Source organism: Sedimentitalea sp. XS_ASV28 (assembly GCF_041224545.1).
Lineage (GTDB): Bacteria > Pseudomonadota > Alphaproteobacteria > Rhodobacterales > Rhodobacteraceae > Sedimentitalea.
Map to the genome: position 1 here is coordinate 1 of NZ_JBGFGP010000149.1, position 13,575 is coordinate 13,575.

Sequence of the window (13,575 nt, forward strand, 5' to 3'; positions counted from 1 at the left end):
CGGACGGTATCGGCCGGGTGACGAGTTGCTGGCATTCCTCGAAGCGCTCTGAATTATGCTGACACGCCGCGCCGGTCTTCCAATACCGCAACAGGTTGCAAAGATCGGCGCGGCATAATCCGAACATCGGCATTATGGCCCAATTCATGGCCCCAGACAGCGTAGAAGTTCAGCGGGTTCTCGAAGAGCTCGATCGGAGGCATGTAGATCTTGTCGAGCGCGGGAACATAACAGGCTTCGCGGCCTGAAAAACTGACGGTCGCACCGACGGCATCGAAGAAGGCCTGCATGTGCGGGATTGGGGCACGTTCGGGATAAGCCTCCACATCGGGCGGCTCGGGATGAAAGCGGGCGTCGAGTCCCTCGATCTGGTCCGCGTTGAAGACCCGGTAGGACTTCATGAATGGAATGGCCTTGGGGTCGTCGGCGTCCGCCTCGTCGTCGGAGGCGTTCTCGGTGCCGTCGCGCGTGGCTGTGCCGTAATAGACGACAACGGACGATCTCGAGCCCTTGATGATTTTCGCGTCCAGAGCGTTCGCTTGCCTGAGGGTCATCCAGTACGGCGACGTGTATCCGGCCATCATGGTGCGCATCGTCAGCAGGAAGTTGTTGATGCCCCGGTAAGGCTCGCCGTTTTGCCTGAGCGGCACGGAGCTTCCACCGACGCGCCAGGGTTTGCGCCAGGGCAGCACACCCCGGTCGATGATGTTGATGAGCTCGTCGGTGATCGACGCTGCGGCATCGAACCTGGGCTTGGCGGATTTGGCCATGATTGATCTCCGATGTTTGATAGAACGCGCGGCAACCGCGCGCGGATCGGAGAAGGGCTCTGAAAGGCTGTCCTGTGGTGGGCGGCGGGATCCCTCCGGAACCCCGCCAAACCCCTTTTCCTGCATCCTCCGGATCCAACATGACCCAGAGCCCGCTTTTACTTTCGGAATCCCTATGGACCTGAGACCTGCGGACCTCCCTCCCAATTAAATCTGGTCAGCCAGCTACGGATGAATTCAGGACAGCGGTCATGATAGGCAGGCCCATTATCGTTACCGCTCCGACTGGCGAATACCTCCGCTACCACGGGCGTGCCAAACCACCTGCCCAAATTTCAGACCGCTGGAATGGCACCCTTCTTGCGAGCTCGCTCGACCAAGTCCGCATAGCGCTGCCCGATACCAACTTCGGAGAAATGCCTGCACCAAGCGGCTAGGAAAGCCTTCTCGCGCTCAACCTCTTTCTGCTTCGAAAGGATCACAGCAATCCGGTAGGAATAGTACGGCGCGGGTGTCATGCCGGAGCGTTCCCATCCATCGAGTCCCTCGCTGACGATCTCCACCTGCTTGGCGAGGTCGTTGTCGTATTGTTTGATGCCGCCGGGGTCCTCTAGAACTGAAGGTGATGTGTCGGCTTCCATTTCGACCAACTTGCGCTGAATCGTAGCCTCGTCGTCCTCGATGAAATCGATCCTGTTCATTTTCTGCCTCGCAGCCGCCTGCTTCGCTGTGAGGACAGGCATCGCGTTCATCCGCTCTATCAATGCATCGAGCTTCTCGAGTGCGTTCTCGTCCACTATGGTGACAGGTTTCGATGGCGCTTTCTCAAATCCCTGCTCCCGTCGCTGCTTGGCCGGTGGCCATAGACCTGCGCAGTTCAAGATGACGTCAACCTCCCCGATCCGGGACTTCTTCAGTTCCACGGAAATTGGCATCCCCTCCGGAAAGCTCGCGACCTCGGCCGCCACATCGGCCGGCACATAGCCCAAGAAGACCCGTGAAGTCGGCGCTTCGCGCGGACCAAGGATGCCGATCACCTGCATGGCGTTCTTGTCGTACTTGTTGTCAGGCTCGGGGTTAAGCAATGCCCCGAAAGGCTCGCCCCGCTCGTCGGCTTGGGCCGCCAGTCGAAGAAACTCTCTTACTGCCTCCTTGCGATTGAAGAGACCCTGGACGTCGAACCATCCGCTTCCAATCTTCCACTGTACCCAATCGCCTGCGGGCGCATTGTCGCCAAACTTATGGATTTCCCAACCCGTCGAAACCGGAGCCCGCAATGCGCTCTGCTTGGCGAGGGAAGGCCCCTTGGGTTTTGCCACTTTGGTTGATGGCCGGGTCTCATCGTGATGCCGGTGTTGTCGGGTAGCCTTACTTGGCTTCCTGACCCAGATGCCGAAAATGAGAAGTACGAAACCTCCAACAATCCACCAGAACGAAAAACTCACTCTCTTCCTCCATCCGACAAGCGTCTTTCAACGACGATCTGCATATTGAAAGCCTAGCGCCGCAATTGGTACCGCCCGCCACAGCGTTCGGGCGTTCCCCCTGCCAAAGGACTGCGACTCATCTGGAAGACCTATCTCGCGAACGGTGGGATTCCGCCAGGTGATGAAGGCTCGGTCGGTCAGGTTGGCATCTCCACAATGGCCACACCCGGAACTGCGGTCTGGGCCATCTCAACCAGGTGCGCGTGGTGCGTGAAGAGGATTGCCTGCCCACTTGCCCCTATCTCGGCGCACAATTGCAATGCGGCCCGGGCCCGTGTGTCGTCGAACGTTTCCATGATGTCGTCGAGGATCATCGGAAGGGGTCCGAGGTCACGCGCAAAGCTGCGATACCCCGCTAGCCGCAAGGCGAAGTAGAGCTGGCCCATAGTCCCCGTCGACATCTTATCGACCGGAACCTTCTCTCCGTCGGCGTCGATGCCGACCAGCTTTTCACCTTCGACCTGGCTCCAAACCTCGACGCCGCGCCACTTGGGCGCGGTCATGGTGACAAAGGCCGCCTCGACATCGCGCAGCATATCGCTGCGTCGTTCCTCCGCCAGCCGACGAAGTGCCCCTCGGGCCGCCAGCACACCCAGCCGCGCAACGACCGCGTTGCGACCGCCGCTGCGGAGCGCCTCCAGTAACGTCGCCTGTTCGGTGATCAGATCGCTACGGTCGGCGGCGTCGAATGCTTCGCGGTACAACCGCTCGGCCTCACGTGCTGCATCGCGCGCCGCGTCGCGGCTGTCTTGCGCGTCTTGCACTTGCTGTTCGAGAACAAGTCCGCGAGAGGCGTCCGGCATCCGGTCGAGTTCCTCGCCGAAGAGGTCCTTGTCGACGCCAACGATGGCCTGCTGCCTATCCCGATCCGCAGTCAGGTTCTCGGCGCGAAGCCGATCCCGCTCAACGAGCCGTGCTATCCGATCGCTCGGCGCAAGATTGTCGTCTCCCTGACCCTTAAAACGGTCATCTAGTTCGTTCCTTGCGGCCCCAAGATCGGTCTTGTGGCGATATCGTGCCGCCGTGACCTTATCCCTGAGTGACTCGGCGTCGCCACGTTTTTCGTCGGCGCGCGTTGCCGCCGCCAGACGTAAGCGCGCCTGGTCGATGGTTTGAATAGGCTCGCGCCAGCCCTGATCCTCTGTTGCGCCAAGAATCTTCGCCAGCCGTTCGGCTCCCTCTGACAACGCCGAAATCGCCTGCTGCAGAGCCTCGATCCGCTCATTGAGACGCTGATGATCGGTGTGCAGCCGAAGTAGGTTCCGCAACTGTGGAAGAGCAGTCCGGACCCCCTCGACCGAGCGATCCGGTAGCGGCAAAGAGGAAGTCAACCGTTCGAACTCGAGCTCGGCCCGCTTTAGATCGTCCTTCTTGACCAGCGCGTCGTCGTCCAGTTCGTCGATGGCCTTCTGGCTGTCCTGCCATTTACTCCAGGCCTTGCGATCGCTTTCTTCCAGCGTCAGTACCCTTTGCACCCGGGCAGCCATATCGCCCTTGCCCACGCCGAGATCCAAGGTTCGGCCAGCTTCCATTAACTCGTTGCGCAAGGCTTCTTCGCGGCGGCGGCGGGTATCCAACGCTGCTTGCGCGTTCGAGTGGTCGGCAGCGGCATTGGCCGCAGCTGCAAGGGCCTGGTGGCGTGGTCCGAAAGCCGCTGGAGGGGCGCCTGCTTCCAGACCGAGCCTCACTGATAGCCTCGATTGAACCTCTGACAAACTCTCGCGACGGTCGAACAGGTCTGCCAGCCGCGCCTCATCAGTTTCGAAACGCGCCTTCGCTGTCTTTTCCCGCCTCTGCGCTTCAAGTCGCCGCTGGCGGATCTCCGCCCCCGCCACGAAATGGGCGCGTGCGCTGTCGTCCGCGCGCATCGCCGCCTCGAATTGGTCGGCGGAGGGATCGGACAGGTCGTCGCGGTGGCGTGTCCAAGCCAGGTCACGGTGGCGGCGGGTTTCCTCGGTTTTTGCGTCATCCACCGCTTCGGGCGCGGCCTGCAAAGCCGAGAGATTGGCTGTGGCATCCTCCAATTCCTTCGAGCGTTCCTCGACGTTGCTCTTGGCTGCGGCGATGTCCGAGGACAAGTCCGACCACTCCCGCGCGGCTTTCTCAAGCGTTTCGGGCGCGGGTAGGCCGGCGTCAACCAAGCCAGTCCAGTCCGCAGGTAAGTCGGCGGCAGCCTTGGTCAGGCGCGCGAGGGTTTGTTCCCGCTCTGTTTCGAACGTGGTCAGGTCCGAAACCGGCCTCCAGGCCTCGTATGCGTCGCGCAGGAGCGTCAGATCTTGCGGTTCGCTAGGCGCCTCGCCCTCTCGCGCTCTCGCTGCATCGGCGACGGCCTTCGCCGTGTTCAACGCCTCGTTGGCCATGCGGCACGCCTCGACAGCCTCGGCGATCTCTTCCAGATCCGCCGTGTCGAGGACAAGATCCGCCACCGCAGTGCCGGACACCGAGAGCCGCGCCTGCGCCGTCGATATCTCCATGGCGAGAGCATCCCGGTCTGCAGTGCGACGATCGAGATCCGCGCGCGCCGTCGTGGCGCGGTCCATCAACGGGGCGCCATCGACCGTCATCTGATCCAGGCGTTCCAACTCGGCGTTCAGCGCCGGGGCGAGCGTGTCAGCGGGGTTCCCCTCAATGATCAGCTCCAGGCCGGCGACGTCATCGTCTGCCTCGGAGATCCTGGCCTCGAGCGAGGAGATTTTCTCCACCAGCGCCGCCACGCGCTCGGCCGCATCCCGGGGCAGGTCCGGGCCACTCGGGTAGTCCTTCAGGGCCTCGGCGAGTCGTTCCATCTCCTGGGTTCGGTCGAACCACGTACTGGCCGCCGTGGCGGCAAGACGACGTTTCTGCGCGGTGACCAGCGCCGTGTTTTCCGCGTCGAACAGTGCGGCCTTCTGGTCACGGTCTTGACGAAGAGTTCGTTCCCGTTCCGAGGTCAGCCGATCCGCTCGAAGCTCGCGACCGATCTGTTTCAGGCGGTCGCTCGCCAGTTTCAGCTCCGTGGCACGGCCATGTTTTTTGTGGAATTTGTCGGCGCGCTCCGAAAGCGTGTTCAGCGTCTCCGAAATGCCAGTCAGGCCCGAGACGCCCGCATGCAAAAGTTGGCCAAGGTCGCCCTTCGCACTGGCAATCCGTTCGCCGCCGTCCCGCAGGCCTCTTTCATCCAGCGAGAACCGCTCCTCGAATTCGTCCCGCGTTAACCCGTGCAACGCGCTCCCGAGGATCGCGTCGGCGACCGGCCGATTGTCCGTGTCCAGCAAGGATTGCGACCGCTTGCTGTTGCGCCTCAGGACAGTTGCCCCGCGGCCGGGCAGGTCAAGGTCCGCCCCCACAAGCAAGTCGCTTCGCTCGAACCGGAATGCGTAGGGATGCGCACCAGCCCGGAAGCCAAAGAGAATTTCTAGTAACGCATGAAACGCGGTCGACTTTCCGGCCTCATTGGGCCCGTAAACGACGGTTACATCAGTGGTGTCACGCGCGGGCACCGGAAAGACGATCTCAGCGTTTTCGAAATTGCCGTAGCGGATCAGATGCAGCTCATTCAGCCTCATTCCGCGCGCTCCGCATGAAGCGCAAGCATCACCTCGGCGATGGCGTCCTCGAGCAATGCGTCCAGAGCGTGATCTTCCAGTTCTGCAGCGATTTCATTCGGCAGCGCGGTTCGGACCTCATCAAGTTGTTGCAGGGCGGCTTGCCTGAAACCGTCTTCCGCCATTTCCGTACGCATCAGGCGAACAAGGTCATCTGTCTCGGTGTTAGGCGGGCGGGAGGGCGGCACGACCTCAACCTTATCCAGAAAGACCCGATCAACGTCGTCCAGCACTTCCGCTGCGAGCTCCGTGACAAACGCGCCGCTCTGCCTCGAGCTCGTTGCCCTCAGCCGGACGGCGACATCCTTGTTCGGGAGCTGCGCCGACAAGAACCCGTCTCTAAGGGCACCAACCATATCCTGCTGATCGCCGGAGTCCTGGAGGTCTAATTCCAACTCGGCAAAGCCCAACCGCGAGACGTCGCGCCGCTCGACTATGGGTGCGCCGTTTCCCATTTCGACAAGCGTAACTGTCCCGCCTTGGCGCTCACCGAAATGGCGGGGTTGCGGGATGCCCGGCATGACCGCCAAGACGGGGCCGTCCCAACGCTCGAAAGGCGCATGTATGTGACCGAGGCACCAAAGGTCGAAGCCATGCGCCATCAGGTCGGCTGCGGCGCAGGGCGCATACGGGTCATGACCGGGAGCCCCATCGAGCGAGGTATGCATAAGGCCGACATTTCGCTTGTCCGGCACCGGTTTTGGGTAGTCGGGAAGGAAGCTCTTTCCGACATGAGCTGCATCGTACGAAAGCCCGTGAAAGGCGGCGTCGCCGATTTCGACCGTTGGCATTTCCTTGTGCAGAAGATGGATGTTAGGGCCAAGCTCTCCGTGGGCACGGTGGTCGAGCAACGCGTCGTGGTTACCTCGGACCAAGACCGTTGGCACACCTGCCTCCGCGGCCCGTGACAACTGTGCGATCAGGAAGGCGCGCGATCGGAGATCTGGGTATCCGTTGTCGAAAATGTCCCCCGCCAACACGAATGCGTCGACCTTTTCGGTGACAGCGAGGTCTATGATCTGCACGAACGTGTCGCGGCTTGCTTGCTTCAAACGATCCCCAAGATCAGGGTTTCGCAGTGCGACCGACCTGATCGGAGAACCTAGATGAATGTCGGCTGTAGCAAGTAGTCGCATCATCCCCGGCATTAATTTTGTGAATACAATTAGTTACAACTTCTACGATCTTTCGTCTTACAGTTCCAGTGATAATAGACCTCACCTTGGCGGTGATGCTCCGGACGACACACGGAATAGACCATCTATAACATCTTCTTCTTGGTTTCGGTTGAGGCAACTCCACGAAGGTCACTTGGCTTTGGTTGTCGATGCAGCGACGCTAGAGGTCCCGCTCAAAGCGCGGATAGGTACTTCTGGTCAAAGCATAACTGCCAGCACAGGCGGCTACAGTGAATCAACGTGATCACGGTCGGTGAATGATGGGAGATTTGGAGCAAACGACAAGACGCCGCGCGCCACGGGTCATCGCAACATAAAGGTTTCGAGCATCCATTTGGTCGGCGTCGACAACGACGGCAACGTCTGCTTCAAGACCTTTGAGCAGCAACGTGCTTCCCACAGCACGTTTGGGCACGGAACGCCCCAAGACACGCGCCTGCTCTCGGGATCGAACGGCCAGATCGTAAAAGTCATCGACACTTTCGCACCCGTTCATGGCTTGCAAGCAGGCGCGCAAAATTGAAGGTCTGAGTGGTGAAACACCGGCTTGCTTGTTGACTTCGACGAGGAAATGCACGGCTGCCTTCGGCGTCCGCGCCCGCGCAAAGTCAAGGATGGCGAGCTCAACATCACTGGGTGCGTTGCGCGCAGTGCCCGCAAGGAGAACCCGCAGGCGATCCTTCAAAGCGGCGGGTCCAACTCCAACAAGCGTCTCCCCGGCGAAGTCGATCAGATCTTCAGGGGCGGAGGGCGCGTCGAACCGAAAACTGGCTGCGAAGCTTATGAAGTCAGTAAGATCGGCGTTCTCGACGACTGTGGCCCCTTTGACCTGGCTCGCAATTGTTCGATGTCGCGCAGGTTTGCGGCTGTCGCACACTATCAGCGTGCCCCCGCCTGCAATCGGAGATGTCGTATAGGCGGCGCGATTGATGTTCTCCATATCATTCTCACCTGCGATCTGCACCCAGCTAACCTCGTCGGGTGATTGCATCAGATCAATAGGCTGGCAGCTCTGAAGAGCCGTACGCACATGCAAGAGCCATTCTCCAAAAGCGCCACATCCGGCATTGGTCCAGCGCCACGGCGTGGCCAACGTTCCCAATGACGGGAAATCAGCAATAACTTGGGTCGTCCAATCAACCAGGACATTGCCGCCCCAGCCAAAGATGGCCTGCATATCATCGCCAAGCACACAGGTTGGCAAAACCTGGGCCAGGGCCACTACCATGGCATGCTGTTCTTGGCCGCAATCCTGATACTCATCGACGATCAGTCTTGCGTAAGTGGCTCTGAGCAGATCTCCGACATTGCCATTGGCCAGAACCGCCAAAGACCCTGCTCTTATAGCCGGGTAATCGGTTTTCGGGGTCTTCAGCTCCAAGATGTCGAGGTTCTGACCGCTTCGACCTGGAAAGGTTCTGACGAGCCTCATCGCCCAGCCGTCGATCGTAGAAATGCGATAGCGGCAGCGCGCCACCGCCGCCTGATCGAGACGGTTTCGCAAAGCCGCGACGCCGGCATTTGTATGCGTGAGCACAAGGATTGGCTTGCCGGCCGGTGCCGCTTTGAGCGCCTCGGCGATCAGATGTGTTTTCCCGCATCCAGCGGGCGCAGCAATACTTCCGCAGGCAGTGGACAGGATGGTCTGCTCATCCATGCGGTTGCTGCACCCATGCCATGAGGCGGTTCACCCGCGCCTGGAAGTCCGGTGAAAACGACGCAAAGTCCGGACCAATGATCTGCAAAGCCGCAGCCTCCATGTGGCGCAGGGTTTTGAACCAGCCACGCTTTCCACCCGCTGCGCGGCCGAGCATTTGGCGATCCGCCAAGCCAACGGGTGCAGGACCGGCCAACGACCCGCGAATGCTCTGAAGATTGTGTGTACCGCCGGACGCAGACCCAATGTGATCATTGATAAGCTGAGCGTCATGCAATTGAACGGCGTAGTCGACCAGCTTGAGCAAGACGGCATCATTGCCGTTGAGCATCAAGGCGGTCTCGATGTCCTGGTCTGCAGCCCATGTGAACGTTTGACCTTGGCGCTGTTCGAAGGTCTGTTGTAGCTGGCCGTTTCGCGCGAGGTCGTCATCTCGAAACACACCGATACGATACTCTAGAGACTGAAACGCCATGCCAAGGCGATAGGGTCGGTCTGCATCCCCTCCGTCGCAGTCGACCAGAGCGACCCCTGCAGCATGTAAGGAGGGCTTGCCGTGGTTCTGACAGTGTTGGTCGAGCCCCCGGACAAAGCCGACTTCTGTTGCCCCTTCGCAGATTAAGACCGACGGTGCGAGGAATGCCTCGGGATGCACGCGCAATGTGCTTTGCACCTCTTCGGCGGGCGTTTGAGTGGACGTTTCATCGAGAAAGTCCGTCCGCAGTATTGCCAATTGGCTATGGCTGAGCTCTCGTAGAACCACTGGTGAATGTGATGTCGCGAAGACCTGTTGCGGTGCGGGGTTTTCTTTGGCGCCAAGGGAGCCAAGAAGACGGATAATGCGATGGGGCTCTAGCCCATGTTCCAACTCATCGACGAGAACGATGGAGCTTTGGCTTGCGACCTTTCTTTGAAGGCCTGCGATCAGCAAGCGCGTGGAACCAAGACCCAAACCACGCAAGGGAATGCCCGCATCGTTGTGCAGAGCAATTGTTCCACCCTTTATGGAAACCGAAGGCGTGTCGAGCATGGCTTTGGGTTTTGCACCAATGGGGACACCCAGCTCTGTTGCAGCCGCTGAAACCTGTGCGAGCGCTTCGGCCAATTGACTATCCGCTTCATTGCCGAAGGCTTCCCGCGCACCGCGGGCCGCCGCAGAGAGCACAGCTGATGCATCTGCGGATTCATCGCTCAGCCGGTTGAGAACAGAGCCCTTGCGCCATGTAAGATGGGTGTCGGACCAAGCACCGAGGCGCGTTGGAGAGAGCGCTTGGCGATCTCCCCAATTCAGACCGCGCTCAAGGCCCTTTTGGTCGGCCCGTTGCGACACCAAACGCCATTTTGGATCAAGATCGCCTTGGATGGTCAGGTTGAGAACAAGTACGTGCTCCAGGCCAGGTCCCGGTTCGTCCTGCAACTCCCCCGCGGGGGAGAGACCGCAGATAAAATCGCCGTACTTGTCGTAGTTCTTGAGATCGTCGCCCAGCCGACCAAGCGTCAGTGTGATGGAAATGTCCTGGTCAACATCAATCTTGTAGAAGTCGGCATCTGTGATGGGCAGCGTGCGGCGAGCCGATAGACAGTAGTCAATCGCATCAAGCACACTGCTTTTGCCCGCATCACCAGACCCCACAATGCAGTTGAAGCCTTCGCTTGGACGCCAATCGAAGCTATAAATTGAACGGAAATTCTTGATCTCGATCCGACGAATAACGGCCATTACCACTCAATCCCTAATTTGCCCTTTGCTTCTTCTGTCTTGCTCCAAGGCTCACCAGGCAAGAGCGAGATCAAGCGTTCAAAGATCACTTTGACAGCTTCATCGCTGGCGTCTTCCGCGAGGCTTTGTGCAGCGTCCGCCGAAAGGAGCGGGCGAAGGTCGAGCAGCATATTGCCTTTTGCGAGCTTTCCCAGCATGCGCTGCTCGGATTGCGCCCGCGTGATCTGGAGACCACCATCGGCCAAGTACTGTCCGAATAGCTCAACTACCCGACCACAGTTAAGGCCTTCTAGAACATCAATCCCATGGGCCAGATCATAGAGGTCCCTGCCCTTGTCTCTTTGCAGAAGCGCTCGGAACTTGGTTGCCAGCATTTCCTCATTCGAGAATGTGGGGATCGTCGTGGTTCCGGCGAACCAGGGGTTTTCGACGGCGAAGGGCGCCATCACGACCGGATCGTAGGCCAAGGTTTCGCGGGTGTTGATTTCGAGCTTCAAGCGGATCGGAGTATCTACACCATCTTCGGCGGGTACCCGAAAACGGAACTTTGGCGCGATCTGGCTCTGCGCGAAATTTGCTGGACCCAGCCATGGCTCCAGGAGCGCGCGCAATCGATCCAAGATTGGGCCGATTGGGCCGGCAGATGTCCGGACGAGGTCGATGTCTTCCGAGTAGCGAAGTGGATCGGGAAAATGGATCTTGTTGAGGGCTGTACCTCCGCGAAAACGCAGCTCGTCCGCGAGGAAGGGGTCAGAGAATATTTCCACCAGGGCTCGCGAGATGATCAGGTCCTGTTCAACCTGCCGTTGCTCAGCCCATGGTGCGCTCTGGCTCCACGCAACGATGTTTTGGGAGGGGATCATTCATCGACCTCCGGCTGGCGGCGCACGGTGACGCGCCATCGTTGGTCTCGCTCAATCGGGTCCGGTGCAAAGAGGGGATCCTGTGCCTCTTTGCGATCAAGTTCAGTCCAGCCTGGGCGGCCGCGAGTCATTAGGAGGTTGTGCATTTTTCCGGTGAGGCTGCGCCGGTCGAGTATGTCGAGCAGGTAGCCCAAACGCTGGACGATAGGTTTTTCAAATTTGAGCGACAGCAGTGCCAACTCAACCCCGTCGATCTTGGGCCCTAGGTCTGAAAGGACAGTGGCAACATTGTTGATGCCTGCGGTGGCGCTGCCATAGCGCAAAAGATCGAGGGCGGTCAGCGCGGGTGAAGAGATCTTCATACGGCCGGTGTCTGTCTTGACCTCCTCGATGCCATCCATAACCGCACCCATGTCCTTACGGTAGTAAAAGGCAATGAGATTGCGACCAGCCCGTATCTTCGGCATGCGCTTTCCAGTCACAACCTGGAATTCCATGACCGCTTGGTGGGATGCACCATGGAGCTCCGCAGCTTTAAGAAGTCCCACGTAGTAGGGTTCATCCTCTTGCTGCATGAGCGCGTCGAGGTACCATGAAGGTGGTGGTGCGCCCCAAGACGCAAATTGAGGCGGCACTGCCACGTAGAAGCCTTTGCGTGGACTGATGATCAGATCGCGGCGCTGGAGCCGTTGCGCTGCGTCAAGAAAAGCCCCGCGATTTGTTCCAAGCGCCTTGACCGCTTCCTCTGCCGAAAAAACGATGCGCCCCTGCGACTGCAGCTCGGTGACGTAGTCCGCAAGACTTCGGCGTTTTGCATTATTCATGTTGTTTATTCCGCGCAACGTGCGGACTTTCATACATGACTACCGGCAAAGAGCCAAGTCATGCAGCGTATTCCGCGACTAACACCGATTTTTGGAGTTGATTTCCGCTGCCTTGGTGTTTGAAAGTGCCCGCGCGTTACCCGTGGCACGACTGGCAAAGCGACCATGTTGCACTAACGTTGCAAAAAGCTTGTAGCGCTATCGGTGTGCGCTCATCGAGATGCTATGACAGCTTAGCGGCTACCCTCGCCAGTAGCAGTAAAGCTCCAGAGCGAGCCTCGGTTTCTTTCAGAATGGTGGTCATAGTTGGGAGGGACCATCAAATATGAACGTTGTTTCTATCGGTTTTACATTAGTATTTCTGTTACGCTAAGGTCGACAACCATGCTATTTGAGCCAACGAACAATCGTTGGAAAGATAATTGACGAAGCGCGTCGAAATCGCAGAGCCACTCATACGTGCCTGGGTCAACCAATTCGATGAAAAGGATAGGGCTGATGCTGCACTGCTCGCTTCAGTCATTAAACTCGTGCCAGCCGATGTGTTTCGGCGCGATTTGACGACCATACTGCAAGGCCGTCTCGACCTAGGGCCCAGACCGATTGCGCTTTTTAACGAAACGGAGCGCCGTACTTGGGTAAGCGCTCAGCCGCTCCCCTCCTGCCGTTCGCGCCGATGACGTGCGAGTCCATCAGCCGTGAGCATTGAACTTGGGACGTCAAAATGGACGGCTATTTGGACGGCTCGACGGATGGCTATGCGGGCCGCATCGAGGTGATCGAGGGGCGCGGCGGTCGACGTCTTCGAAGCGAGGCCGAACGGGCGCGGATTGCAGCAGAGAGCCTGGTGCCCGGGGCTAAGGTGGCCGATGTAGCACGGCGGCATGGCGTGACACGCTGGCAGGTCTACGACTGGCGCAAGAAGCTGAAGTCCGGCGATCTGGCGGTGCCGGCCGAAGCCATGCAGGAGCCGATGTTTGCTGCGCTTGTCGTTGAGCAACCGGCCCCGACATCGCCGACACCGGATCGGAAAAGCCGTGGCGAGACCCGGTCGAGCCGGATCGAACTGGTGGTGGATGGCGTCACGGTGCGTGTCGGGGCTGATGTCGACGAAGCCCTCCTTACGCAGGTGATCCGGGCGGTGCGGGCGGCGGGGGCATGATTTCGCCGCATGGGCAATTGCGGGTCTACGTTGCGACCCGGCCGGTGGACTTCCGCAAAGGCATCGATGGTTTGGCGCTGGCGGTGCAGGAGATCCTCGGGCTGGATCCGTTCAACGGCGCCGCCTTCGTGTTCCGAGCCAAGCGGACGGACAGGATCAAGATCCTGCTCTGGGACCGCACCGGAATGGTTCTGGTGCACAAGCGCCTGGAAGGCGCGAAGTTCGTCTGGCCGAGAGCGCAGGATGTGGATCAGCATGCAAAATTGACCCCCATCTTGGGGTGATCGGCGTCCAAAAGTGACCCCCCTGATATTTCTGATCAGAAGCTTC

Annotated in this window: 10 protein-coding genes; 2 read left to right on the forward strand and 8 right to left on the reverse strand. The window is 59.4% G+C overall.

Translation table 11 applies throughout. From position 1 onward, the window contains the following. Positions 1–53 precede the first annotated feature (53 nt). From AB9K34_RS15060 to AB9K34_RS15095, 8 genes are all read right to left on the reverse strand, one after another. Positions 54–770 (reverse strand): ArdC family protein, encoded by a 717-nt coding sequence (locus AB9K34_RS15060; protein WP_369955250.1) that lies wholly within the window; start codon positions 768–770, stop codon positions 54–56. A 335-nt stretch (positions 771–1,105) separates the two neighbouring features. Then, positions 1,106–2,215, reverse strand: a complete 1,110-nt coding sequence (locus AB9K34_RS15065) for a hypothetical protein (RefSeq protein WP_369955251.1) — start codon at positions 2,213–2,215, stop codon at positions 1,106–1,108. A 179-nt stretch (positions 2,216–2,394) separates the two neighbouring features. Next, positions 2,395–5,802: an AAA family ATPase gene (locus AB9K34_RS15070; protein WP_369955252.1), complete on the reverse strand. Its 3,408-nt coding sequence runs from the start codon at positions 5,800–5,802 to the stop codon at positions 2,395–2,397. Further along, positions 5,799–6,980, reverse strand: coding sequence for an exonuclease SbcCD subunit D (locus tag AB9K34_RS15075; RefSeq protein WP_369955253.1), 1,182 nt, complete (start codon positions 6,978–6,980; stop codon positions 5,799–5,801). Before AB9K34_RS15075 ends, AB9K34_RS15070 begins: the two co-directional genes overlap by 4 nt. Before the next feature lie 283 nt (positions 6,981–7,263). Continuing rightward, the gene (locus AB9K34_RS15080) at positions 7,264–8,676 is read right to left on the reverse strand and encodes a UvrD-helicase domain-containing protein (protein WP_369955254.1); all 1,413 of its coding nucleotides are present in this window, start codon (positions 8,674–8,676) and stop codon (positions 7,264–7,266) included. Then, on the reverse strand, positions 8,669–10,396 hold the full coding sequence (locus AB9K34_RS15085; protein WP_369955255.1) for an ATP-dependent endonuclease: 1,728 nt from the start codon (positions 10,394–10,396) through the stop codon (positions 8,669–8,671). The genes AB9K34_RS15080 and AB9K34_RS15085 overlap by 8 nt, the downstream gene beginning before the upstream one ends. Continuing rightward, positions 10,396–11,259, reverse strand: a complete 864-nt coding sequence (locus tag AB9K34_RS15090) for a nucleotidyl transferase AbiEii/AbiGii toxin family protein (RefSeq protein ID WP_369955256.1) — start codon at positions 11,257–11,259, stop codon at positions 10,396–10,398. Before AB9K34_RS15090 ends, AB9K34_RS15085 begins: the two co-directional genes overlap by 1 nt. Then, on the reverse strand, positions 11,256–12,083 hold the full coding sequence (locus AB9K34_RS15095) for a type IV toxin-antitoxin system AbiEi family antitoxin (RefSeq protein WP_369955257.1): 828 nt from the start codon (positions 12,081–12,083) through the stop codon (positions 11,256–11,258). Before AB9K34_RS15095 ends, AB9K34_RS15090 begins: the two co-directional genes overlap by 4 nt. 724 nt (positions 12,084–12,807) lie before the next feature. Between AB9K34_RS15095 and AB9K34_RS15100 the strand changes: the two genes are divergently transcribed. Further along, complete coding sequence (locus tag AB9K34_RS15100; RefSeq protein WP_369955258.1) at positions 12,808–13,245, forward strand: transposase; 438 nt, start codon at positions 12,808–12,810, stop codon at positions 13,243–13,245. Then, a complete protein-coding gene (tnpB, locus tag AB9K34_RS15105) occupies positions 13,242–13,529 on the forward strand; it encodes an IS66 family insertion sequence element accessory protein TnpB (RefSeq protein ID WP_369955259.1) in 288 nt (95 codons plus the stop codon). Before AB9K34_RS15100 ends, tnpB begins: the two co-directional genes overlap by 4 nt. Positions 13,530–13,575 lie beyond the last annotated feature (46 nt).